This window comes from Janthinobacterium sp. FW305-128, from assembly GCF_020858135.1.
Lineage (GTDB): Bacteria > Pseudomonadota > Gammaproteobacteria > Burkholderiales > Burkholderiaceae_D > Janthinobacterium.
The window spans coordinates 273,517-296,699 of the sequence record NZ_JACYMK010000004.1 but is presented as its reverse complement, the minus strand read 5'-3'; the positions used below and the strand labels follow the sequence as shown (position 1 = coordinate 296,699).

Sequence of the window (23,183 nt, the reverse complement as noted above, 5' to 3'; positions counted from 1 at the left end):
GTGGTTCTGCCCTTTTTTTATGCACGCTAGCTGAAACATCAGCCAGCCAGGCGCTGGCATAGCTGCTGAATCACCGCAAACGCATACGGCGAGGCGACGGATTGCACGAAACGCATGAAGTCGACGGCAGCGTCTTCATTGGCGTTGTCGGAAATGGTGCGCATGACCGTAAACGGCACACCGAGTTCAAAACACACTTGCGCCACGGCGGCGCCTTCCATTTCGACGGCCAGCAAGTCGGGGATATCCGCTTTCAGCTGGTTGATATGCGCGGCGCTGCTGATGAACTGGTCGCCGCTGGCGATCAGGCCGCGGTGTACTTTGGCGTGCTGCAAGCCAAATGCCGCGATATCGGCCGCCTTGAGCACGCTGGAAACATCGTCACGCAGGAAATCTTCCGCGGCGGCGGCCAGTTGCGTGCTCAGTTCCAGGTCCGTGGCGAAGCGCCGCAAGCCCGTCAGCGGCACTTCGAAGCGGGGAAATAAAGGTCGGGCATCCATATCATGCTGCAGCAGCGATTCGGCCACGACGATGTCGCCCACTTTCACGTGTTTATCCCCACTGCCGGCCACGCCGGTGAAGACGATGTGGGTAACTCCGTACTTTTCCACAAGGATAGAAGCTGTCATGGCAGCGGCAACCTTGCCCAGACGCGACAGGACGCACACAGCGTCGATATTCCACAGGTTCCCCAGGGTGTAGTCACGCATGCCGTGCGAACGCCTCTGGGGGCCTTGCATGACTTCTACCAGCCCCTGCTGTTCTTCGTGCAAGGCACTGATGATGCCTAAACGCATTTTTTTGTGTGAATTCATGCTGTTTTTACAGGTTTTTGAGATTGCAAAACGGTTTACAGGGTGAAAACAGCCGTTTCGGTGACTTTTCCACCGTGCGCGTTTGTCTCTGTGTTTTAAATAAAGATGTATACATAAAAATAGTAGTGATAGTAAACGGCCATTTTTTTGTGGATAAGTCGGTATACCATCGAAAAATCATCGACTTAGCGCACAAAAAAGTAGGCGCACAAGCATTGTATCCAGCGAGGACTTGTTTGGGATAAAAATTGGTTTGTGGACAAAGATCGACTTTTCCCACATCTCATCCTGTGGATATGCAGGCACTTATCCACACCGGCAAGCAAAAATCGCGTTTTTTCTTGCTGCAGTGACATGTTTGACGGGATTTGTGTGTACTGACTCCTGTCTGGCAATCGAAGCTGAGCGATCATGAACGCGCTTCTTTCACGAACATCGGCATCCAGGTACTTCCTGGAAGACGGTTTGGCAGTGGGTAGCACTGTTGCCGTTGGCTTTTTTTTTGACGGTTTTTGCATGCTTTTTGGAAATATCCCCGGACTTCCGCTTTTTTTTGTCGTTTTACAATAGAGCTATATATAAAAATAGTAGTAATAGTAAACGCGTTTTTTTCTGTGGATAAGTCACTTTTTTTCAACAGGATCAACCGTTTACGCGCAAAATAAAGCGTGCATAATCGCTGTATCCCGCGAGGAGCAAAATTGTATAAAATGCGGACCTGCGCAAAAGTTCGTGTTTACTCACAAGTCATCCTGTGGATATCAAGTGACTTATCCACAATCGTCTCAAATACCCCCTCTTTTCGACATCGCACCGTCTCTTGGCCGAATACCTGGCCAGGACGGTTGACGTTTCCATTTTGCAAAACGGTTTGGCAGTGCAGTGCGCGTGATGCCGGCCGTGCCGGTTTTCGTCGCTCAGTTGTTGGCGCGATTTTTTTTTGTCAGTCAAAGCAGCTCGCCGTTTTTTTTTGAAGACAGGTTTGTGAATCTTCCCGAAGGAAAGGGCAGACAAAGCGCGCGTTGTCGGGTTTACCTTAACAAGATCGTATACAAGAATAGTAATAGTAGTTAACGGCGACATCTTCTGTGGATAAGTCCTGATTTATCCTTGTAAACAATCGCTTGGCGTACGGATAAACGCTGAGTAAGGGTTGTATCTGCCGGGGATGGTTTTGGGATAAAAAAAAGCGTCCAAAAAAATTTTCGTTTACTCACATATCGTACCTGTGGATATCCATACGGTTATCCACAGCTTGGCGGCCTTGTTTTTGAGCTTATCGTGACGCTCGCCCATATCGCTGGCCACGATTAATGTCGCCCTGGCCCGGCACTGGTGGTAATCTCAAGACGGCTCAGCAGCCATGCATGCATGAAGAAAGACAGACTCTGGTAAAGGGACGCGGCGGGGAGACACGCCGCGCGACAGCTTGATGGCATACCGAAAGGAGCTTCATTGGAATCGGCAGGCGAATACGACTACATCATCGTGGGCGGCGGCACGGCAGGTTGCGTGCTGGCGAACCGGCTCACGCGCGACAAGGATGCCAACGTTTTGCTCGTGGAAGCGGGCGGCAAGGACGATTACGTGTGGATTCACATCCCCGTCGGCTATCTGCATTGCATCGGCAATCCCCGCACGGACTGGCTGTATTCCACGCAGGCGGACGCGGGACTGGGCGGGCGCAGCCTGATCTATCCGCGCGGCAAAGTCCTGGGCGGCAGCTCGTCCATCAACGGCATGATCTACATGCGGGGCCAGGCCGGCGATTACGATCACTGGGCCGACTTGACGGACGACGCCTCCTGGCGCTGGGACAAGGTCTTGCCGCTATTTAAACAAAGCGAGGATTATTACGGCGGCGCCTCGGAAAACCATGGCGTCGGTGGCGAGTGGCGCGTGGAAAAACAGCGCCTGTCGTGGGATATTTTGAATGCGTTCCGCGACGCGGCGCAGCAGGTGGGCATCCCGAAAACCAGCGATTTCAATGGCGGCGACAATAGCGGCAGCGCGTATTTCGACGTCAATCAGCGCCGCGGCATCCGCTGGAATACCTCGAAAGCGTTCTTGAAACCGGCCGCGCGCCGCCCGAACCTGACCATCATGACGGGCTGCCACGTGGAACGTCTATTGATTGAAGCTTCGGAGTCGGGGCCCCGTTGCACGGGCATCGTGTTCACGGGCGGCGGCACGCAGTGGCAGGCGACGGCCAAACGGGAAACCTTGCTGACGGCGGGTGCCATCGGTTCGCCCCAATTGCTGCAACTGTCCGGCATCGGCCCGGCCGCCTTGCTGCGCGAACACGGCATCACGCCCGTGCTGGACTCGCCTGGCGTGGGCGGCAATTTGCAAGACCATCTGCAGCTGCGCATGGTGTACAAAGTGCAGGGCGTCAAGACCTTGAATGTGATGGCCAGCAATATCGTCGGAAAAATGCAGATCGGCTTGCAATATGCGCTGTTTCAGAGCGGACCCATGTCGATGGCGCCATCGCAGCTGGGCGCGTTCGCCAAGTCCGATCCGCAGCAAGCCACGCCGAACCTGCAATACCACGTGCAACCCTTGTCCTTGGACAAATTCGGCGAACCCTTGCACGCGTTTCCCGCGTTTACGGCCAGCGTCTGCAATCTGCGCCCGACTTCGCGTGGCCATGTGCACATCGCGTCGGCCGACAGTTATGCGGCGCCGAAGATCGTGCCCAATTACCTGAGTACCGAGCAGGACCGCGCCGTGGCGGCCAACGCCTTGCGCCTGACGCGGGCCATCGCCGCCGCGCCGGCCCTGAAAAAATTCGCTCCCGAAGAATACAAGCCGGGCGTGCAATTCCAGAGCCAGGAAGAGCTGGCGCAGGCGGCCAGCCAGATCGGCACGACCATCTTCCACCCGGTGGGCACCTGCCGCATGGGTCTGGCCAGCGAGGCCTCTAGCGTGGTCGACAGCTCCTTGCGCGTGATCGGCGTAGATGGTTTACGTGTCGTCGATGCCTCGATCATGCCGTACATTACTTCTGGTAACACGAACTCGCCCACCGTGATGATCGCGGAAAAAGCGGCGCAAATGATACATGCGGCCTGGAAATAGCGCGGCAAGCGTGCGAGTTTGCGCCATTCGGGCTGGCGAAAAATCCCCGTAGTTATACTGTATTGTGCGTTAAATTTAAGTTGTGTATTATAAAAATGACTAAGTAGTACAAAAAGTACAACTAGGAGACACGATGTCAAACGTAATCTTGGAAACAAGAAATTTGACCAAGGAATTCAAGGGTTTCACCGCTGTGAGCGAGGTGAACCTGAAGGTAGAGCGGGGCCATATCCACGCCTTGATCGGTCCTAACGGCGCCGGCAAGACCACGTGTTTCAACTTGCTCACCAAATTCCTGGTCCCCACATCCGGACAGATCCTGTTCAATGGGAAAGATATCACGGCCGCCAAACCGGCCCAGATCGCGCGCATGGGCGTGATCCGTTCCTTCCAGATTTCCGCCGTCTTCCCCCATCTGTCCGTGCTGCAGAATGTGCGCATCGGCTTGCAGCGCCAGCTCGGTACCTCGTTCCATTTCTGGCAAAGCGAACGCGCCTTGAACCAGCTCAACGACCGTGCCATGGCCTTGCTGGCCGAAGTCGACCTGACGGAGTTTGCCGACACCATCACGGTCGACATGCCCTACGGGCGCAAGCGGGCGCTGGAAATCGCCACCACCCTGGCGATGGAGCCGGAAATGATGCTGCTCGACGAACCGACGCAAGGCATGGGCCACGAAGACGTGCACCGCGTCACCGAGCTGATCAAAAAGGTGTCGGCCGGCCGCACGATTTTGATGGTGGAACACAATATGAGCGTGGTCTCTGGCATCTGCGACAAGATTTCCGTCCTGCAGCGCGGCGCCATGCTGGCCGAAGGCAGTTACGCGGAAGTGTCGCGCAATCCGCAAGTGATGGAAGCCTACATGGGTACCACCCACGCCGAACTGGAAGGGGCGCATTGATGGCGACACAAGTAAATGGCGGCGCACCCGCGCTGGAAATTTCGCAACTGCACACCTGGTATGGCGAATCGCACATCCTGCACGACGTCAATCTGAAAGTGGAGCAGGGCGAAGTGGTGACTTTGCTGGGCCGCAATGGCGCCGGCCGCACGACCACCTTGCGCGCCATCATGGGGCTGACGGGCGCACGCACGGGCTCCATCAAAGTCAATGGCAGCGAAGCGATAGGTTTGGCCACGCACAAAATCGCCCACCTGGGTATCGGTTACTGTCCTGAAGAGCGCGGCATTTTCTCGTCGCTGTCGACCGAGGAAAACCTGCTGCTGCCGCCGACCCTGGCCAGCGGCGAGAAGGGCATGTCGGTGGAGGAAATCTACGCCATGTTCCCGAATTTGCAGGAGCGCCGCCACAGCCAGGGCACGCGATTGTCGGGCGGGGAGCAGCAGATGCTGGCCGTGGCGCGCATCCTGCGCACGGGCGCCCGTTTGCTGCTGCTCGATGAAATTTCCGAAGGCCTGGCACCCGTCATCGTGCAGGGCCTGGCGCGCATGATTACCACCCTGAAGGCAAAGGGCTACACCATCGTCATGGTGGAACAGAATTTCCGGTTTGCCGCGCCGCTGGCGGACCGGTTTTATGTGATGGAGCACGGTCAGATCGTCGAGACTTTTGCTGCATCCGAACTGGAAGCCAAGATGCCGGTATTGACCGAGCTGCTTGGCGTGTAATGCCCATGTAGTTCCGTATCGTCGTCGAGCAATCGTTTAAATAGCAAACAATAATCCCAACGGAGACACTATGAAACGTAACGCTATCGCCATTGCCACCGCCACTCTTTGCGCCCTGGGCTTTTCCGCCGCCGCGCACGCCCAGGTATCGGGCGATACCATCAAGATCGGTTTTATTTCCGACATGTCGGGCGTGTATTCCGACGTCGACGGCCTCGGTGGCGCGGAAGCCATCAAGATGGCGATCGCCGATGCCGGCGTGGTACTGGCCGGCAAAAAGGTGGAATTCATTTCCGCCGACCATCAAAACAAGGCCGACATCGCCGCCTCGAAGGCACGTGAATGGTTCGACCAACAGGGCGTCGACATGCTGATCGGCGGCACCAATTCCGGCGCCAGCCTGGCCATGGCCAAGGTCGCGGCGGAAAAGAAAAAAATCTTCATTGCCATCGGTGCCGGCTCCTCACGCCTGACGAATGAAGAATGCACGCCGTACACCGTGCATTACGCCTACGACACAGTGGCGCTGGCGCGCGGCACGGGCGGCACCATCGTCAAACAGGGCGGCAAGAACTGGTATTTCATGACGGCCGACTATGCGTTTGGCCATTCGCTGGAAAAAGACACGGCCGAGGTCGTCAAGGCGGCCGGCGGCAAGGTGCTGGGCAGCGTCAAGCATCCGCTGGGCGCGTCCGATTTCTCGTCCTTCCTGCTGCAGGCGCAAGCAGCCAAACCGCAGATCCTCGGTCTGGCCAATGCGGGTGGCGACGCCATCAACAGCATCAAGGCGGCCAACGAGTTCGGTTTGACGAAATCGATGAAACTGGCCGGCTTGCTGATCTTCATCAATGACATCCATTCGCTGGGCCTGAACCTGACGCAGGGCATGTACCTGACGGACGGCTGGTACTGGGACTTGAATCCTGAAACGCGTGCCTGGTCGAAACGCTATTTCGCCAAAATGAAGAAGGAACCGTCGATGCTGCAGGCAGCCGACTATTCGGCCGCGGCGAACTACCTGAAAGCCGTCAAGGCCGTCGGCACGGATGATACGGACAAGGTCATGGCCTACCTGAAAAAGACCAAGATCAACGACATGTTCACCCAGAATGGCGAAGTACGCCCCGATGGCCGCATGGTGCACGATATGTATTTGATGGAAGTCAAGAAACCGTCCGAGTCGAAATACCCATGGGATTACTACAAGGTGGTCGCCACCGTGCCCGGTGCACAGGCGTATGTGACCAAGGCCGAATCGAAGTGTTCGCTGTGGAAGTAACGCTGTAGCAATCCCTGTGGATCGCCCGCCGCCGCGCGGGCGCTCTGTCCTGCATGCGCTTCGCTCGCAGGGTTCGCCTTGCGCCGCCGCACCCGTTTGCGGTGGCGCGTTTCCCTTGATACCACACCGCTACCCGGCGGTGCTTTTTATACTGTGATGCCATGGAAATTTTCGGCGTTCCATTACAAGCGATGATGAGCCAGCTGCTGCTGGGTCTCGTCAACGGCTCGTTCTATGCCATGTTGTCCCTCGGTCTGGCCGTCATCTTCGGCTTGCTCAACGTTATTAATTTCTCGCACGGCGCCATGTACATGATGGGCGCCTTCCTGGCCTGGATGGGCCTCAGCTATTTCGACATCAATTACTGGGCCATGCTGGTCATCGCCCCGATCCTCGTCGGCCTGCTCGGCATCCTGATCGAAAAAACCATGCTGCGCTGGCTGTACAAACTCGACCACCTGTATGGCTTGCTGCTGACCTTTGGCATCACCCTGATCATGGAGGGCGTGTTCCGCTCGTTCTATGGCGTCTCGGGTCAGCCGTATGCCGTACCCGAAGCGCTGGCCGGCGCGACGGACCTGGGCTTCATGATCTTGCCGAACTACCGCGCCTGGGTCGTGATCGCCTCGCTTTCCGTTTGCCTGGCCACCTGGTTCGTCATCGAGAAAACCAAGCTCGGCGCCTACCTGCGGGCCGGCACGGAAAACCCGAAACTGGTGGAAGCGTTCGGCATCAACGTGCCGCTGATGGTGACCTTGACCTTCGGCTTCGGTGTGGCGCTGGCCGGTTTCGCCGGCGTGCTGGCCGCGCCGATCATCCAGGTTTCGCCGCTGATGGGCTCGAACCTGATCATCGTCGTGTTTGCCGTGGTGGTGATCGGCGGCATGGGTTCCATCATGGGTTCCATCCTGACGGGCCTGGGCCTGGGCGTGATCGAGGGCCTGACCCGCGTGTTCTACCCGGAAGGCTCGGCCACCGTGGTGTTCGTGGTGATGGTCATCGTGCTGCTGCTGCGTCCCGCCGGCCTGTTCGGCAAAGAAAAGTAATCCTCATCAGTCATGTATTGGAGCTACCACGATGAATAAGAATGTAGGCTACGCCATTGCCCTGCTGCTGGCGTTGGCGGCCCCGTTTTACGGCTACCCCGTCTTCCTGATGAAGTTGCTGTGCTTTGCCCTGTTTGCCTGCGCGTTCAACTTGTTGATCGGCTACACGGGTTTGCTGTCGTTCGGCCACGCGGCCTTCTTCGGCGGCGCCGGCTATGTCACCGGTTACGCGCTGCGCACCTGGGGCTGGCCGACGGAACTGGGCTTGCTGGCCGGCGTCGCCACGGGCGCCTTGCTGGGCCTCGTGATCGGCGGCCTGGCGATCCGCCGCCAGGGCATCTACTTTACGATGATCACCCTGGCGCTGGCGCAGATGGTGTACTTCCTGGCCTTGCGCCTGCCGTTCACGGGCGGCGAGGATGGCTTGCAGGGTGTTCCACGTGGAACCTTGCTGGGCACGATAGACCTGGCCAACGACACGGTGTTGTACTACGTCGTGCTGGCCATTTTTGTCGCCGGCTTCGCCCTGATCGTGCGCACCATCCATTCGCCGTTCGGACAAGTGCTCAAGGCGATCAAGGAAAACGAACCGCGCGCCATCTCGCTCGGCTACGACGTCAACAAGTACAAGCTAATGGCCATCGTTCTGTCGGCGTCGCTGGCCGCGCTGGCCGGCGCCACCAAGACGCTGGTGCTGGGCTTTGAGACCTTGACCGACGTGTACTGGGGCATGTCGGGCCTGGTCGTGCTGATGACCCTGGTGGGCGGCATGGGCACTTTGTCCGGTCCCATCCTCGGCGCCGTATTGATCATCGCGCTGGAAAACAAGCTGGGCGATGTCGGCACCTACCTGGCCACGCACACGGGCATCGAGTGGTTCGGCACCCTGGGTGAATCGGTGGGCATGGTCACGGGCGTGATCTTCGTCATCTGCGTGCTGCTGTTCCGGCGCGGCATCGTCGGCGAAGCCATCGCGCGTTTCGGCGGCAGGGCGGCCAAAGCCGCTGTCTGATTTTCAAGCAACGCCGGACGATTCGTCCGGCGTTTTTCATTGTGCGTCCACTGTTACTTCAACGGAGAGAACCACCATGCAAATGACGATCACGCGCGCGGGCACTGTTGGCACGAGCCTGTGCACCCTGCTGGCGTTGGCAGCCTGCGGCAGCAACCATGCGCCGGAAGAACTGAACCAGATGCCCAGCTACCTGGGGACGATTGCGCGCGCCGACTACGACGGCAAGACGAACGATCTGCTGACGGCAGGGCTGGGCAAGACGGGGCTGGCGGGCGCCACCCCCGCGTATGCGAATGCGGAACAGCCGACGCCGCTCGAGCTGCGCCGCAATGCGATCTATGCCAATTACCGCGCCGTGCTCGACATCGCCGCCAACAGCGGCTACGGCACCCTGTACGGGCCGAACGTGGATGCGGCCGGCAACGTGGGCGCGGGTGAGGGCCTGGTCGCGGGCAGCGAATACATCGCCTATGCCGATGATGGCACGGGCAAGAAAAACGTCACCTTGATGGTGCAGGTGCCGGCCAGCTTCGACCCGGACCGCGCCTGCATCGTCACGGGCACGTCCAGCGGCTCGCGCGGCATTTACGGCGCCATCGGCAGCTCGGGCGAATGGGGCCTGAAAAAAGGTTGCGCCGTGGCGTATGCGGACAAGGGTTCTGGCACGGGCCTGTATGTGTTCGAGGACGACAGCGTCAACCTGCAGAACGGCGTGCGCGCGGGCAGGGTCGCCGCCGGCAAGAACGCGCTCTTCGCGCCCGACTTGAGCGACGCGGACCGGCTGGCCTGGTCTGGCGCCTATCCGAACCGCATCGCCTTCAAGCATGCGCACTCGCAGCAAAACCCGGAGAAGGACTGGGGCAAGGTCACCTTGCAGGCGGTCGAGATGGCGTTTTACGTCTTGAATGAACGCTACGGCGTGCTGGCCCGCGACGGCAGTTCGCGCATCGTGCGCCTGACGCCGAAGAACACCATCACGATCGCCTCAAGCATTTCCAACGGCGCCGGCTCGGCCCTGCTGGCGGCGGAACAGGATACGAAAGGTTTGATCAGCGGCGTGGCGGCCAGCGAACCGCAAATCCAGCCGGCGGCATCTAACGCCTACAGCGTGCGCCAGGGCGGGGCAGTGGTCGCCAATCCGGGCCGCGCGCTGTTCGACTACGCCACCTATGCGGCCCTGTATCAGCCGTGCATCGCTTCCGTGGCCGGCAATGCGGGACGCTGCACGGCGCTGGTTGCCAAGGGCTTATTGAACGGCGCCGAGCTGGCTGCGCAGCAGGCGGACGCGAAGCAGCGCTTGCGCGCGTATGGCTGGCTGGTCGATTCCGATCCGCTGCAGGCTTCGCACGCGGGCACGAACATCCTCGTGGCCGTCACGTATGCGTATGCCTACGGGAAATTTTCCGTGACCGATAAAGTGTGCGGTTTCACGTTTGCGCAGACGGACGGCAGCGGCAATCCGATCGCGTTTACCACAGCGCAAAAGGCGGCCAGCTTTGCCGCGCAAAACGGCATCCTCGGCAATGTCGTGTACGAGAACAGCGTGGGCGGCGCCAAAGTCTACACGGCCGGCGTGTCGCCATCGACCAGCCTGGCGGACCAGTCGCTCGACGGCTTCCTGTGCCTGCGCAGCCTGGCGACGGGGCGCGACGCCGTCAGCGGCGCCAACTTGCAGGGCACCCTGGGCGGGCAGAGCGTGCGCGTGCGGGCCGGCATGGCCGAAGTCGCGGCCAGCGGAAAGTTGCAGGGCAAGCCGGCCATCATCGTGCATGGCCGCAGCGACACCTTGATTCCCGTCAATCACGCCTCGCGCGCCTATCTTGGCCTGAACGCCGCCGTGGAAGGGGCAAATAGTCAGCTGCGCTATATCGAGGTGACCAATGCCAACCATTTCGATTCCTTCAGCAGCGCCTTGCCGACCCTGATCGTACCGCTGCACGTGTACCTGAACCGGGCGCTCGACGCCATGTATGCGCACTTGAACGCCAAGCAAGCCTTGCCGCCATCGCAGGTGGTGCGCACGGTGACGCGCGCCGATGCGTCGACACTGATCACGAATGTCAACGTGCCGGCGATCGCGGCAACGCCGGCGCCTGCTAATGCCATCAGCGTGACGGGGACTGTCGTCGATATTCCCAACTAGCCAGTATCGTTGGTGGAACCTGCGGCCACGTTTCACGTGGCCTTTTTATTCCCAGGCCGACTCGGCGATCTGCCCCAGTCCCTGGAAGACGGGCTTGGAAAACCAGTAGCCCTGCATCAGGGAAATGCCGCAGCTGGCCAGGAAGTCGCGCTCGGCGCGGGTCTCGATGCCTTCGGCCAGCACGCGGATACCAAGCTCATGGCACAGGCTGGCGATGGCGCGCACGATCGCCTGGCGCGGCGCCTGCGTATCGATGCCGCGCACCAGGTCCATGTCGATCTTGATGATGTCGGGCTGATATTCGGCCAGCAGGTTCAAGCCCGCATAGCCGGCGCCGAAATCATCGATGGCCGTCTGGAAACCGAAGCGCCGGTAGGCGCGGAAGATCTCGACCAGGTGGGGACGGTCTTGCACCCGTTCGCCTTCCGTCACTTCAAAGATGATCTTGTCGGTAGGGAAGCGGTGCAGCCTGGCCGCTTCCAGGGTGCTGCGGATGCACACTTCCGGGCGGTAGACGGCGTTGGGCAAAAAATTGATCGACAGGAAGCCCTGCATGCCGAGGCGCGCTGCGCCGGCCACGGCCTTGACGCGGCACGCCTGGTCGAAGCGGTAGCGGTTGGCGTCGTTGACTTGCGCCAGCACACTGGCCGCGCTTTCGCCGTTCGGGCCGCGCACCAGCGCCTCGTGCGCATAGATGCTGCGCGTGGCCAGGTCGACGATGGGCTGATAGGCATACTCGAAGGCAAACGGCAGCGGCGCGCTGTCATGGCAGCCGGCACAGGCACCGTACGGAAAGTGGGTGCTGTCGGGATGAATGGGGATGTCGGGAGGCGTCATGGCGTCAGTGTAGCTGGGCGGGTTGGCAGATTCCGTCTGCTGGTTCACAGTGCGGCCGCATAGATGGCGCGCGCATCGGCGCGCATGAGGGGACGGGGATTGTTGCCCAGCAAGCGCGTTTGCAGCATGGCTTCATCGGCCAGGCGGTCCAGGTCGCCGGACGTGATGCCCACTTCGCGCAAGGTGCGCGCGATACCGGTAGCGACGGCAATGTCCTGCATGGCGTCGATCAGGGCCTCGGCCCGCGCTTCCTCGCTGCCCGTGATGCCGGGTTGCAATACGGTCGCCAGTTGCGCATACAGGGGCGCCGCATGGGATAGATTAAAACGCAGCACGTGCGGCAACACCAGCGCGTTCGACAGGCCATGCGGCACGTGGAACAGGCCGCCGATGGGATAGGCGAGCGCATGTACGGCAGCCACGGGTGCGTTGGCAAACGCCTGGCCGGCCAGCATGGCGCCCAGCAGCATGGCTTGCCGCGCCGGCAAGTTGCTGCCATCGCGGCAGGCTGCGAGCAAGTTGCTGGAGAGCAGCGACAGCGCCTGGGTGGCCAGCATGTCGGACAAGGGATTTTTCAGCAGGCGGCTGGTGTACGCTTCGATCGCATGCACCATGGCATCGATGCCGGTGGCGGCCGTCACTGCGGGCGGCAAACCCAGGGTCAGGCTGGCGTCGAGGATGGCCAGGTCCGCATACAGTTGCGGCGCGACGACGCCCATCTTGCTGGTGGCGCCCGTGGTGACGATGGCGATGTGGGTGACTTCCGAGCCCGTGCCGGCCGTCGTCGGCAATTGCACCAGCGGCAGGCGCTGACCGTGCACATTGCCGATGCCGTACAGCTGGGCCAGTTCCTGGTGACCGGGCGCCAGCACGGCGATCAGCTTGGCCACGTCCAGTGAGCTGCCGCCTCCAAGGCCGATAATCAGTTCCACGTGAAACATCTGGGCCTGGGCCACGCCAGCCAGCACGACGGCTTCGGGCGGATCGGCTTGTACATCGGAAAAGACATGCGCCTCGATGCCGGCCGCTTGCAAGCTGCGCAACGGTGCATCGGCCAGACCCGTGCGCAAAAAGCCCGCGTCGGTGACGAGCAGGGCGCGGCGCACGGCGGGGAAGTGGTGGGCGATATGGGCGCCCAGTTGGGCGGCGGCGCCCGGTTCAACGATCAGATGCGGCACGGTACGGAACTGGAAGGCGGACATGCATGCTCCTGACAGTAAGGACAGAAGTCCAGCATACTCCGCTTTCCTGCCCCGTGCCTGTTTCACGTGGAACCAAAAGCGGCGCTTACTCCCACTCGAGCGCGCCGCGCTTCCATTCATAGGCCAGGCCAATGGCCAGCACGCCGAGAAAGCCCATGACGGCCCAGAAGCCGGGCAAGCCCAGTTCGTTGACGTTGGCCGCCCACGGCATCAGGAAGAGCACCTCGATATCGAACAGGATGAACAGGATGGCGACCAGGTAGAAGCGGATGTCGAACTTCATGCGCGCGTCGCCGAACGCCTCGAAGCCGCATTCGTACGGTGACATTTTTTGCGGATCGGGCTTGTGCGGCCCCAGTACGCGTCCCAGCAGCATGGGCACGATGCCGACCAGGATGCCGATCAGAATGAACAGCAGGACGGGAAAATAGTGTTCGAGGAGCATGGGGATTCCTCTCAGTGGCTCGATGACAGTTTCATCAGCACGATGCCGCACACGATGAGGACGGCGGCGAACACGCGCATGGTATTGACTTGCTCGCCCAGAAAGACGATGCCAACGATAAAGGCGCCGACGGCACCGATGCCCGTCCAGATGGTGTAAGCCGTGCCCAGGGGCAGGGTGCGCATGGCCAGCGACAGCAAGCCGAAGCTGGCCATCATCATGAGCACGGTAATCACGGAGGGAGTGAGTCTGGTGAAACCCTCGGAGAGTTTCATCGAGTATGCCCACACGACTTCAAACATGCCGGCAATTATTAACAGTATCCAGGCCATGGCGGCTCCTATACAGAGCGGGCCGTCCCGGTGTGTTCCCATGATGGGGGAGGCCGTCCTCCTGGATGATCGTCGCGCTGGCCACTGGCGTGAGCACGGAGGCGAACGATGCGGCAATTGTAGCAAACATTGCCGGACCCCGCAGCGCGGCGCGGGCCTGTCCTGGCACCGCTGCGTGTTCCACGTGAAACAAAAATCGCTGTCGACTTGCCCTCGCTGAGTAAAAATTAAGCAAAAATTGGCCCATGGAAGGTTGCGTTCGCAAAAAGACTCTATAATCGGAGCTCTCTTCCCGCATTTTTACTTGCACTGTTACCTATTTATCATGTTATTTCCTACAGAATTCGACGTCATCGTTGTCGGTGGTGGTCACGCCGGTACCGAGGCGGCCCTCGCTTCGGCCCGCATGGGGCAGAAGACGCTATTGCTCACGCATAATATTGAGACACTGGGCCAGATGTCGTGCAACCCCTCCATCGGCGGCATCGGCAAGGGCCACCTGGTCAAGGAGGTCGATGCCATGGGCGGCGCGATGGCGATTGCCACCGACGAGTCCGGCATCCAGTTCCGCATCCTGAATTCCTCGAAAGGCCCGGCAGTGCGCGCCACGCGCGCCCAGGCCGACCGTATTTTGTACAAGGCCGCCATTCGCACGCGCCTGGAAAACCAGACGAATCTGTGGCTGTTCCAGCAAGCGGTCGATGATCTGATCGTCGAAGGCGACCGGGTCGTCGGCGCCGTGACGCAGATCGGCCTGAAGTTCCTCGCGCGCGCCGTCGTGCTGACGGCCGGCACTTTCCTCGACGGCAAGATCCACGTGGGCTTGAATAACTATTCGGCCGGCCGCGCCGGCGATCCGCCCGCCATCTCGCTGTCGGCCCGCCTGAAAGAGCTGAAACTGCCGCAAGGGCGCCTGAAAACGGGCACGCCGCCGCGCATCGATGGCCGCACGATTGACTTTTCCGTGATGCAAGAACAGGCGGGCGACCTCGATCCCGTGCCCGTGTTTTCGGTGATGGGCAACACGGCCATGCATCCGCGCCAGGTGCCGTGCTGGGTCACGCACACGAATAGCCAGACGCACGACATCATCCGCGCTGGCCTGGACCGCAGCCCCATGTACACGGGCGTCATCGAAGGCGTGGGCCCGCGTTACTGTCCCTCGATCGAAGACAAGATCCACCGTTTCTCGGGCAAGGAATCGCACCAGATCTTCCTCGAGCCGGAAGGTTTGACGACGCACGAGTTCTATCCGAACGGTATCTCCACCAGCCTGCCGTTCGACGTGCAGATCGCCCTGGTACAGTCGATGAAGGGCATGGAAAACGCCCATATCCTGCGCCCCGGCTATGCCATCGAATACGATTATTTCGACCCGCGCGGCTTGAAGGCGTCGCTGGAAACGAAGGCCGTCGCGGGCCTGTTCTTCGCCGGCCAGATCAACGGCACCACGGGCTACGAGGAAGCGGCCGCGCAAGGCATGCTGGCGGGCCTGAATGCGGCCTTGCTGACGCAGGACAAGGAAGCCTGGGTACCGGGCCGCTCCGAGGCCTATCTGGGCGTGCTGGTCGACGATCTGATCACCCAGGGCGTGCAGGAACCGTACCGCATGTTCACCAGCCGCGCCGAGTACCGTTTGAGCCTGCGCGAAGACAATGCCGACATGCGCCTGACGGAAATCGGGCGCGCGCTGGGCTGCGTGGGCGACACCCAATGGCAAGCGTTCGAGACCAAGCGCGAAGCGGTGGCGCGCGAACTCGAACGCCTGCGTTCCACCTGGGTCAATCCGCGCATCCTGGCGGCCGCCGAATCGGAACGCATCGTCGGCCAGGCCATCGAGCGCGAGTACTCGCTGGCGGACCTGCTGTGCCGCCCGAACGTGGCCTACGACACCCTGATGAGCATGACGGGCATGGAAGGCCAGGCCCTGGCCGGCCCCGGCGTGGAAGACCCCGCCGTGCGCGAGCAGGTGGAAATCCAGCTCAAATATGCGGGCTACATCGAGCGCCAGAGCAAGGAAATCGAGCGCCATGAACACTATGAAAACCTGGCCTTGCCGGAAGGTTTCAATTACCTCGATATCGGCGCGCTGTCGGTCGAAGTGCGGCAAAAACTCGACAAGCAGCGCCCTGAAACCCTGGGCCAGGCATCGCGCATATCGGGCGTGACGCCGGCGGCGATTTCGCTGCTGCTGGTGCATCTGAAAAAGCGCGGTTTTGGCGCAGGGCAAGCCGAAATACAGACCACCACTTTAAAGGACGAGGTTGTTGAATGAAGCAGTTTGACCGGGCCGCATTGGCCCCCATTTTGAATGAAGGCATCGCCGCGCTGGGGCTGGACCTGAGCGCGGATCAGACGGAAAAACTGCTCGATTACCTAGCCTTGCTGGCCAAATGGAACAGCGTGTACAACCTGACGTCGGTGCGCGATCCGATGCAGATGCTGACCCTGCACGTGCTCGATTCGCTGGCCGCCGTGCCGGCGTTCGCGGATGCAAAGCATGTGCTCGACGTGGGCGCCGGCGGCGGCTTGCCGGGCATGGTCCTGGCCATCGCGCGGCCCGATGTGAAGGTGTCGATGATCGACACCGTGCATAAAAAGACGGCTTTTCTGACGCAAGTGAAGGCGGAACTGGGCCTGGCCAACGTCACCGTGTACACGAAACGGGTGGAACAGCTGGAAGTGGCGCAAAAATTCGACGTGATCACCTCGCGCGCCTTTGCCGACCTGTCCGACTTCGTCAACTGGTCGCACCACGTGCTGGCCGAGGGCGGGCAATTCATCGCCTTGAAAGGGGTGGCGCCGCCAGACGAGCGCGAGCGACTGCCGGCAGACTGGAAAGTGACGGAATTACGGGCGATCCAGGTGCCAGGGCTAAATGCAGAGCGTCATCTGGTCTTTATAGCAAGAATTTAAAAGTCGAAATAAATGATATAAACAGTTTATACGGTATAAATAATATAAACCGTATAAACGATTTATATCGTATAAATAAAATAAACAGTATAAATCGTTTCGGCCAGATGCCGGGGCGCACGATGAAGTTTGCATCTCTTTACAACTAGAAGATACATGGCCAAAATTTTTTGTGTAGCAAATCAAAAGGGTGGTGTTGGTAAAACCACAACGAGCGTCAACCTCTCCGCCGGTCTGGCCAAGTTGAACCAGCGCGTGCTGCTGGTCGACCTCGACCCGCAGGGCAATGCGACCATGGGCGCCGGCATCAACAAGGCCGGCCTGAAGGCGTCGACCTATGAAGTCATGCTGGGCGAGTCCGATGTGAAGACGGCACGCCAGCGTTCGGAAGCGGGGCGCTTCGATGTCTTGCCGTCGAACCGCGAGCTGGCCGGCGCCGAAGTGGAGATGGTCGAACTCGACAACCGCGAACGCCGCCTGAAGGATGCGCTGGCCGAAGTGGACGGCGAATACGATTTCATCCTGGTAGATTGCCCGCCGGCATTGTCGATGCTGACCCTGAACGGTCTGTGCGCCGCGCATGGCGTGATCATCCCGATGCAGTGCGAGTACTACGCGCTGGAAGGCTTGTCCGACCTGGTCAACACCATCAAGAAGGTGCATGCGAACCTGAACCCGGATTTGAAGATCATCGGCTTGCTGCGCGTGATGTTCGATCCGCGCATGACATTATCGCAACAAGTGTCGGCGCAGCTGGAACAGCACTTCGGCGACAAGGTCTTCAATACCATCATCCCGCGCAACGTGCGCCTGGCCGAAGCGCCGTCGTACGGCTTGCCCGGCGTGACCTTCGACCCCAGCTCGAAAGGTGCCCAGGCGTATATCGCCTTCGGCGCCGAGATGGTCGAGCGCATCAAACATATGTAAACAAGAGGCGGGCGCCTGCACGGTTTGATGTAAGCGCTTACTCTGAAAACACGATTAGGACAGCATGGCTACGAAAAAATTAAAAGGACTGGGTCGCGGACTCGACGCCCTGTTGGGCGGCGGCAGCGATTTTGCCAGTCCGGACACGACACAACCGTCGAACTTGCCCGTATCACAAATGCAAGCCGGCAAGTACCAGCCGCGCACGCGCATGGACGAGGGGGCCTTGAATGAACTGGCCGCTTCGATCAAGGCGCAAGGGCTGATGCAGCCGATCCTGGTGCGCCCGATCGGGCAGGACACCCTGAGCGGACTTGTCAAATATGAAATTATCGCAGGTGAACGCCGTTTCCGCGCCTCGCAGCTGGCCGGCCTGACGGAAGTGCCGGTGCTGGTGCGCGACGTGGACGATCTGGCCGCCGCCGCGATGGCGCTGATCGAAAACATCCAGCGCGAAGACCTCAATCCTTTGGAAGAGGCGCAGGGCATCCACCGCCTGATCGCCGACTTCAGTTTTACGCATGAGCAAGCGGCCACTGCGCTGGGACGCTCGCGCAGCGCCGTGTCGAACCTGTTGCGTTTGATGAACCTGGCCAACCCCGTGCAAACCATGCTGATGGCCGGCGATATCGACATGGGCCATGCGCGCGCGCTGCTGGCCGTCGATGCGGCCAGCCAGATCACCCTGGCGAACCAGGTCGTGGCCAAGCGCCTGTCGGTGCGCGAAACGGAAAAGCTCGTCACCCGCACGCTCGAGGAAGCGGCCAACCCGGTTGAGCCGCGGCAAAAGGAAAAGTCCGGCGACATCGCGCGCCTGGAAGAAGAGCTGTCCGATGCGCTGGCCACGCCCGTGGTGTTCAAGATGGGCAACAAAGGCCGTGGCCAATTGGTCATCGATTTTGCCGATCTTGACGTGCTCGATGGCTTGTTGACACGTTTGCGTGGTTAAATAGCAAGCTGCAAAGACAGGGGCCATGCGGGTGTGGCCGATCCGGCCATGCTTTCCAGATGCACCACGTGATTCCTTGATAACACGGCTGGAAGCGGCCAGACAAGCGACTTTGCCATATAGTGGTGCAAATGGCGGCGAATAGTCGGTAAAGCGTCAGTTTCACGCAGCAATTGCCCTGCTGCGGTGCACCAACGTTTGACTCTATAGATCAAAGCCAACTATAATCCCGTGTCTTTGCGTGTGTAGATTTTTCTGGGAACTTGGCAATTGAGTGATTCACAACAAAGTATTGCCAAGCCAGTCTACAAAGTAGTTGCATTGCAGCTAGCAATCGCTATCAGTTTTGCCACGGTCACCCTGTTTTTCGGTGGCAGTGTCAGAGGCTGGTCCGCCGCATACGGCGGCGCTATCGCAGTCATCGGTAGCCTGGTGTATGCCCTGTTGGTGGTTCGCGGTTCTAGCGACGCCAACAAGGCATTCCGGGCGCATTTGCGCGCAGAAGTGGTGAAAATATTTATCACAGCGGTGCTGTTTATATTGGCACTGGTGTTGTTTCAGTCGGCCGCCTGGTTATGGCTGATCTTGGGTTTCGCGGTGGCAACCTTAGCATACTGGTTTTCATTGCTCGCTGTTTAATCATTGGTTTTGGGGCCTGTTGAGCTCTGAAACGACAAATCTAAATTCATTATGACCACAGAACACGCTATTGAAGCGGGCCATGCTGCCCCGGCCAACGCCACAGAATACATCAGTCACCATCTGGCCCACCTGAGAAGTGCCGACGGCATGATCAATCTGGATACGTTCTGGATTTCGGCCATTCTGGGCTTTGTTTTCCTGGCTGTTTTCTATATGGCGTCGCGCCGCGCGACGGCTGGTGTCCCTGGCAAGTTGCAAAACTTCGTCGAAATGGTCATGGAAATCGTCAATGACACTATTAATGGGGCCTTCCACGCGAAAAGCAAGGTCATCGCGCCGCTGGCCATCACTATTTTTGTGTGGGTCTGGTTGTTGAACGCGATGGACTTCCTGCCGGTTGACCTGTTGCCGAAGATCCTGAGCTGGTTTGGCGTGCATAAACTGCGCGCCGTGCCGACCGCCGACGTCAACCACACATTCGCCATGTCGCTGTCGGTCGTGCTGTGCGTGATCGCCTTCTCGATCAAGGCCAAGGGCCTGGGCGGCTGGATCAAGGAACTGTTCACGGCACCGTTCCATGCGAGCGGCCTGATCGGCACGATCGCCCTGGCACCTGTCAATTTCTTGCTGCAAATGGTTGAGCTGGTTGCAAAACTGATCTCCCTGTCGCTGCGACTGTTCGGCAATATGTATGCCGGCGAACTGATTTTCATCTTGATCGCGTTGTTGCCTTGGTGGGCACAGTGGGCGTTGGGTGGTCCATGGGCAATTTTCCATATCTTGATTGTAACTTTGCAAGCTTTTGTGTTTATGGCGTTGACGGTTGTGTATCTGAGCCTTGCGGTTGAGAAACATTAATCATTAACTTTATATTTTGTTTTTTTAGTATCTTTCGTTTTTAAATTTAGGAGAATTTTATGCAAGCTCTGATCGCACAAGTACAAAGCATGACCGTTCTGGCAGCAGCAATCATCATCGGCCTGGCCGCAATCGGCACCGCTCTGGGCTTCGCTATCTTGGGTGGCAAATTCCTGGAAGCTTCGGCACGTCAACCAGAACTGATGCCACAACTGCAAACCAAACTGTTCGTTATCGCTGGTCTGCTGGATGCTATTTCGATGATCGGCGTTGGTGTTGCTCTGCTGTACACGTTCGCTAACCCGTTCCTGTCCGCTCTGACGGCTGTTGCTCAGTAATTCGCTCCAACCCTAGGAGAAACTTTTAGTTAGGAGCAAAGGTATGGACATCAATATGTCGCTCATCGGCCAGATGATCACCTTCGCGGTGTTGGTCTGGTTCTCGATGAAGTTCGTATTTCCAGCGCTGAACAACGCGCTGGATGAGCGTGCCAAACGAATCGCGGATGGATTGGCTGCGGCCGATCAAGGTCAGGCTTCGATGGCAGTCGCTGAAAAGCGTGCGCAAGAGGCATTGAACAGTGCACGTGAAGAAGCGTCGCAACGCGTTGCGGACGCTGAAAAGCGCGCGCAGCTGGTTGCTGAAGAGATCAAGCAAAATGCACAAGCTGAAGCTGCGCGTATCATTGCGCAAGCCCAGTCGGACGCCGAACAGCAACTGTCGAAAGCACGCGAACAATTGCGCGCTCAGGTGGCTGACCTGGCTGTCAAGGGTGCCGAGCAGATCCTGAAGCGTGAAGTCAACGCTACGGCTCACGCCGAAATGTTGCAGCGTCTTGCTGTCGAGCTGTAATCATGGCAGAACTCGCAACCGTCGCCCGTCCCTACGCGGAAGCTTTGTTCCGCGTAGCCCAAGCTGGTAAGGAGTCAAGCAACCTCGCGGCGTGGTCCGAGCTGGTGTCCGAACTGGCACAGATCGGTAGCCACCCCGAGGTACAGGCGTACGCGCGCAATCCGAAGGTTTCGGAAAGCGACGTCGCCGCCACCATCCTGTCGTTGTTGAAATCGCCGCTCAATGAGGAAGTGAAAAACTTCGTCACGATGTTGATCGAAAATGGCCGCATCAGCCTGCTGCCGGAAATCGGCGCGCAATTCCATGCCTTGAAAAATGGCCTGGAAGGTGCGGCTGACGCCGAGATCACGAGCGCTTTCGATCTGAGCGAAGGCCAAACGGCCGAGCTGGTCGCAACGCTGGAAAAGAAATTCAGTCGTAAGCTCAACCCTGCCGTCACAGTGGATCCATCGCTGCTCGGCGGCGTGCGCGTGGTTGTTGGCGACCAAGTGCTCGATACCTCGGTGCGCGCCAAGCTGCAGCAACTGCACGCTGCACTGGTGTCGTAAGACACGCGCTTCGGCAGGCCAGCTTAGACAGACCCTTACCCCTCGCGCAAGCTGAGAGAAACACTTTTAGGAGTTAGTATGCAACTCAACCCATCTGAAATCAGCGAGTTGATCAAGAGCCGGATCCAAGGTCTTGACGGCGGCGCTGAAGTGCGTAATCAAGGCACGGTTATTTCCGTCGCCGACGGTATCTGCCGCATCCACGGTTTGTCGGACGTGATGCAAGGCGAGATGCTGGAATTCCCAGGCAACACGTTTGGCCTGGCAATGAATCTGGAACGCGACTCCGTCGGTTCCGTGATTCTGGGTGCCTACGAGCACATCTCCGAAGGCGACACGGTGAAATGCACCGGCCGCATTCTGGAAGTGCCAGTCGGTCCTGAGCTGCTCGGCCGCGTTGTCAACGCGCTGGGCCAGCCGATCGACGGCAAAGGCGCCATCGAGACCAAACTGACGGCCGCGATTGAAAAAATCGCTCCGGGCGTGATCGCCCGTGAATCCGTTTCGCAACCAATGCAAACCGGCCTGAAGTCGATCGATGCGATGGTTCCCGTTGGCCGCGGCCAGCGCGAACTGATCATCGGCGACCGTCAAACCGGCAAGTCGGCCGTGGCGATTGATGCGATCATCAATCAAAAAGGCCAGGGCATGAAATGTATCTACGTCGCGATTGGCCAAAAAGCCTCGTCGATCAAGAACATCGTGCGCTCGCTGGAACAGCACGGCGCGATGGAATACACCATCGTTGTCGCCGCTTCCGCTTCGGAATCGGCCGCCATGCAATACATCTCGCCGTACTCCGGTTGCGCCATGGGCGAATACTTCCGTGACCGCGGTGAAGATGCACTGATCGTCTACGATGATCTGTCCAAACAAGCTGTTGCATACCGTCAAATCTCGCTGCTGCTGCGCCGTCCACCAGGTCGCGAAGCGTACCCAGGCGACGTGTTCTACCTGCACAGCCGCCTGCTGGAACGCGCAGCACGCGTGAACGCCGACTACGTCGAGAAGTTCACCGACGGCGCCGTCAAAGGCAAGACCGGTTCCCTGACGGCACTGCCGATCATTGAAACGCAAGCTGGCGACGTGTCCGCATTCGTTCCAACCAACGTGATTTCGATTACCGACGGTCAGATCTTCCTGGAAACCTCGCTGTTCAACGCCGGTATCCGTCCTGCGATTAACGCCGGTATTTCCGTATCGCGCGTCGGTGGCGCCGCCCAGACCAAGGTCATCAAAAACCTGTCCGGCGGTATCCGTACCGACTTGGCGCAGTACCGTGAACTGGCCGCGTTTGCGCAGTTCGCTTCGGACCTCGATGAATCGACCCGCAAGCAGCTGGACCGTGGTGCCCGCGTAACGGAATTGCTCAAGCAAGCCCAATACTCGCCACTGTCGATCTCGCTGATGGCCGTATCGCTGTTCTCGGTGAACAAAGGCTTCATGGACGACGTGCCAGTCAAGCAAGTGCTGTCGTTCGAAGCTGGTGTCCACGCTTACATGAAGACCAAGCAAGCTGCTCTGCTGGCCAAGATCGAAGAAACCAAGCAACTCGACAAAGACAGCGAAGCAACTCTGTCGGCGGCCATTGCTGATTTCAAGAAATCCGGCGCATATTAAGCGGCCAGGCGGCGCCCGCCTCGAGTGAGGCGCCGCCCTACGCG

General features: G+C 59.3%; 22 protein-coding genes. 17 read left to right on the top strand and 5 right to left on the bottom strand.

From position 1 onward, the window contains the following. Positions 1-38 precede the first annotated feature (38 nt). Positions 39-797, bottom strand: a complete 759-nt coding sequence (locus IGS60_RS11240; RefSeq protein WP_230504512.1) for a 5'-methylthioadenosine/adenosylhomocysteine nucleosidase — start codon at positions 795-797, stop codon at positions 39-41. Between the two features lie 1,473 nt (positions 798-2,270). Between IGS60_RS11240 and IGS60_RS11235 the strand changes: the two genes are divergently transcribed. The 7 genes from IGS60_RS11235 to IGS60_RS11205 all read left to right on the top strand — a co-directional run bounded on the left by IGS60_RS11235 (position 2,271) and on the right by IGS60_RS11205 (position 11,011). Next, on the top strand, positions 2,271-3,896 hold the full coding sequence (locus tag IGS60_RS11235; RefSeq protein ID WP_230504348.1) for a GMC family oxidoreductase: 1,626 nt from the start codon (positions 2,271-2,273) through the stop codon (positions 3,894-3,896). A gap of 133 nt (positions 3,897-4,029) precedes the next feature. Beyond that, complete coding sequence (locus IGS60_RS11230; RefSeq protein ID WP_035823437.1) at positions 4,030-4,800, top strand: ABC transporter ATP-binding protein; 771 nt, start codon at positions 4,030-4,032, stop codon at positions 4,798-4,800. After that, positions 4,800-5,528 carry an ABC transporter ATP-binding protein gene (locus tag IGS60_RS11225; protein WP_230504347.1) on the top strand — a complete coding sequence of 243 codons (729 nt, stop codon included), beginning with the start codon at positions 4,800-4,802 and terminating at the stop codon, positions 5,526-5,528. The genes IGS60_RS11230 and IGS60_RS11225 overlap by 1 nt, the downstream gene beginning before the upstream one ends. Positions 5,529-5,598: 70 nt before the next feature. Next, positions 5,599-6,807, top strand: coding sequence for an ABC transporter substrate-binding protein (locus tag IGS60_RS11220; RefSeq protein WP_070218918.1), 1,209 nt, complete (start codon positions 5,599-5,601; stop codon positions 6,805-6,807). Between the two features lie 161 nt (positions 6,808-6,968). After that, positions 6,969-7,853, top strand: a complete 885-nt coding sequence (locus tag IGS60_RS11215) for a branched-chain amino acid ABC transporter permease (RefSeq protein ID WP_070218919.1) — start codon at positions 6,969-6,971, stop codon at positions 7,851-7,853. 31 nt (positions 7,854-7,884) lie between these two features. Beyond that, positions 7,885-8,865 carry a branched-chain amino acid ABC transporter permease gene (locus IGS60_RS11210; RefSeq protein WP_070218920.1) on the top strand — a complete coding sequence of 327 codons (981 nt, stop codon included), beginning with the start codon at positions 7,885-7,887 and terminating at the stop codon, positions 8,863-8,865. Between the two features lie 76 nt (positions 8,866-8,941). Next, the gene (locus IGS60_RS11205) at positions 8,942-11,011 is read left to right on the top strand and encodes a D-(-)-3-hydroxybutyrate oligomer hydrolase (protein ID WP_230504345.1); all 2,070 of its coding nucleotides are present in this window, start codon (positions 8,942-8,944) and stop codon (positions 11,009-11,011) included. 45 nt (positions 11,012-11,056) lie between these two features. On the opposite strand, the gene IGS60_RS11200 is transcribed toward IGS60_RS11205, so the two are convergent. The 4 genes from IGS60_RS11200 to sugE form a co-directional block, all read right to left on the bottom strand. After that, positions 11,057-11,848 (bottom strand): EAL domain-containing protein, encoded by a 792-nt coding sequence (locus IGS60_RS11200; protein ID WP_230504343.1) that lies wholly within the window; start codon positions 11,846-11,848, stop codon positions 11,057-11,059. A gap of 44 nt (positions 11,849-11,892) precedes the next feature. Beyond that, positions 11,893-13,050, bottom strand: a complete 1,158-nt coding sequence (locus IGS60_RS11195; RefSeq protein ID WP_230504341.1) for an iron-containing alcohol dehydrogenase — start codon at positions 13,048-13,050, stop codon at positions 11,893-11,895. 85 nt (positions 13,051-13,135) lie between these two features. Further along, on the bottom strand, positions 13,136-13,495 hold the full coding sequence (locus tag IGS60_RS11190; RefSeq protein WP_230504339.1) for an NADH-quinone oxidoreductase subunit A: 360 nt from the start codon (positions 13,493-13,495) through the stop codon (positions 13,136-13,138). A gap of 11 nt (positions 13,496-13,506) precedes the next feature. After that, positions 13,507-13,827, bottom strand: a complete 321-nt coding sequence (gene sugE / locus IGS60_RS11185; RefSeq protein WP_070312716.1) for a quaternary ammonium compound efflux SMR transporter SugE — start codon at positions 13,825-13,827, stop codon at positions 13,507-13,509. A gap of 325 nt (positions 13,828-14,152) precedes the next feature. Between sugE and mnmG the strand changes: the two genes are divergently transcribed. The 10 genes from mnmG to atpA all read left to right on the top strand — a co-directional run bounded on the left by mnmG (position 14,153) and on the right by atpA (position 23,139). Next, a complete protein-coding gene (gene mnmG / locus IGS60_RS11180) occupies positions 14,153-16,102 on the top strand; it encodes a tRNA uridine-5-carboxymethylaminomethyl(34) synthesis enzyme MnmG (protein WP_230504337.1) in 1,950 nt (649 codons plus the stop codon). Continuing rightward, positions 16,099-16,743 (top strand): 16S rRNA (guanine(527)-N(7))-methyltransferase RsmG, encoded by a 645-nt coding sequence (gene rsmG, locus IGS60_RS11175; protein ID WP_230504334.1) that lies wholly within the window; start codon positions 16,099-16,101, stop codon positions 16,741-16,743. The genes mnmG and rsmG overlap by 4 nt, the downstream gene beginning before the upstream one ends. Before the next feature lie 156 nt (positions 16,744-16,899). Continuing rightward, on the top strand, positions 16,900-17,670 hold the full coding sequence (locus tag IGS60_RS11170; protein ID WP_034752687.1) for a ParA family protein: 771 nt from the start codon (positions 16,900-16,902) through the stop codon (positions 17,668-17,670). A gap of 64 nt (positions 17,671-17,734) precedes the next feature. After that, the gene (locus IGS60_RS11165; RefSeq protein ID WP_230504332.1) at positions 17,735-18,619 is read left to right on the top strand and encodes a ParB/RepB/Spo0J family partition protein; all 885 of its coding nucleotides are present in this window, start codon (positions 17,735-17,737) and stop codon (positions 18,617-18,619) included. A 270-nt stretch (positions 18,620-18,889) separates the two neighbouring features. After that, positions 18,890-19,258: an ATP synthase subunit I gene (locus IGS60_RS11160; protein WP_034752692.1), complete on the top strand. Its 369-nt coding sequence runs from the start codon at positions 18,890-18,892 to the stop codon at positions 19,256-19,258. A gap of 51 nt (positions 19,259-19,309) precedes the next feature. Next, positions 19,310-20,119, top strand: a complete 810-nt coding sequence (gene atpB / locus IGS60_RS11155; RefSeq protein WP_046681851.1) for a F0F1 ATP synthase subunit A — start codon at positions 19,310-19,312, stop codon at positions 20,117-20,119. A gap of 59 nt (positions 20,120-20,178) precedes the next feature. Further along, positions 20,179-20,457 (top strand): F0F1 ATP synthase subunit C, encoded by a 279-nt coding sequence (atpE, locus tag IGS60_RS11150; protein ID WP_034752695.1) that lies wholly within the window; start codon positions 20,179-20,181, stop codon positions 20,455-20,457. Positions 20,458-20,500: 43 nt separating this feature from the next. Next, on the top strand, positions 20,501-20,971 hold the full coding sequence (locus IGS60_RS11145) for a F0F1 ATP synthase subunit B (protein ID WP_034752697.1): 471 nt from the start codon (positions 20,501-20,503) through the stop codon (positions 20,969-20,971). A gap of 2 nt (positions 20,972-20,973) precedes the next feature. After that, positions 20,974-21,519: a F0F1 ATP synthase subunit delta gene (locus IGS60_RS11140; RefSeq protein WP_034752699.1), complete on the top strand. Its 546-nt coding sequence runs from the start codon at positions 20,974-20,976 to the stop codon at positions 21,517-21,519. A 78-nt stretch (positions 21,520-21,597) separates the two neighbouring features. Further along, positions 21,598-23,139: a F0F1 ATP synthase subunit alpha gene (gene atpA, locus IGS60_RS11135; RefSeq protein WP_034752701.1), complete on the top strand. Its 1,542-nt coding sequence runs from the start codon at positions 21,598-21,600 to the stop codon at positions 23,137-23,139. Positions 23,140-23,183: the final 44 nt, after the last annotated feature.

Bases quoted from the DNA above. Each gene is read 5' to 3' on its own strand.
- IGS60_RS11240 (WP_230504512.1), bottom strand. From the start codon at position 797: ATGCGTTTAGGCATCATCAGTGCCTTGCACGAAGAACAGCAGGGGCTG.
- IGS60_RS11230 (WP_035823437.1), top strand. From the start codon at position 4,030: ATGTCAAACGTAATCTTGGAAACAAGAAATTTGACCAAGGAATTCAAG.
- IGS60_RS11225 (WP_230504347.1), top strand. From the start codon at position 4,800: ATGGCGACACAAGTAAATGGCGGCGCACCCGCGCTGGAAATTTCGCAA.
- IGS60_RS11220 (WP_070218918.1), top strand. From the start codon at position 5,599: ATGAAACGTAACGCTATCGCCATTGCCACCGCCACTCTTTGCGCCCTG.
- IGS60_RS11215 (WP_070218919.1), top strand. From the start codon at position 6,969: ATGGAAATTTTCGGCGTTCCATTACAAGCGATGATGAGCCAGCTGCTG.
- IGS60_RS11210 (WP_070218920.1), top strand. From the start codon at position 7,885: ATGAATAAGAATGTAGGCTACGCCATTGCCCTGCTGCTGGCGTTGGCG.
- IGS60_RS11205 (WP_230504345.1), top strand. From the start codon at position 8,942: ATGCAAATGACGATCACGCGCGCGGGCACTGTTGGCACGAGCCTGTGC.
- IGS60_RS11200 (WP_230504343.1), bottom strand. From the start codon at position 11,848: ATGACGCCTCCCGACATCCCCATTCATCCCGACAGCACCCACTTTCCG.
- IGS60_RS11195 (WP_230504341.1), bottom strand. From the start codon at position 13,050: ATGTCCGCCTTCCAGTTCCGTACCGTGCCGCATCTGATCGTTGAACCG.
- IGS60_RS11190 (WP_230504339.1), bottom strand. From the start codon at position 13,495: ATGCTCCTCGAACACTATTTTCCCGTCCTGCTGTTCATTCTGATCGGC.
- sugE (WP_070312716.1), bottom strand. From the start codon at position 13,827: ATGGCCTGGATACTGTTAATAATTGCCGGCATGTTTGAAGTCGTGTGG.
- mnmG (WP_230504337.1), top strand. From the start codon at position 14,153: ATGTTATTTCCTACAGAATTCGACGTCATCGTTGTCGGTGGTGGTCAC.
- rsmG (WP_230504334.1), top strand. From the start codon at position 16,099: ATGAAGCAGTTTGACCGGGCCGCATTGGCCCCCATTTTGAATGAAGGC.
- IGS60_RS11170 (WP_034752687.1), top strand. From the start codon at position 16,900: ATGGCCAAAATTTTTTGTGTAGCAAATCAAAAGGGTGGTGTTGGTAAA.
- IGS60_RS11165 (WP_230504332.1), top strand. From the start codon at position 17,735: ATGGCTACGAAAAAATTAAAAGGACTGGGTCGCGGACTCGACGCCCTG.
- atpB (WP_046681851.1), top strand. From the start codon at position 19,310: ATGACCACAGAACACGCTATTGAAGCGGGCCATGCTGCCCCGGCCAAC.
- atpE (WP_034752695.1), top strand. From the start codon at position 20,179: ATGCAAGCTCTGATCGCACAAGTACAAAGCATGACCGTTCTGGCAGCA.
- IGS60_RS11145 (WP_034752697.1), top strand. From the start codon at position 20,501: ATGGACATCAATATGTCGCTCATCGGCCAGATGATCACCTTCGCGGTG.
- IGS60_RS11140 (WP_034752699.1), top strand. From the start codon at position 20,974: ATGGCAGAACTCGCAACCGTCGCCCGTCCCTACGCGGAAGCTTTGTTC.
- atpA (WP_034752701.1), top strand. From the start codon at position 21,598: ATGCAACTCAACCCATCTGAAATCAGCGAGTTGATCAAGAGCCGGATC.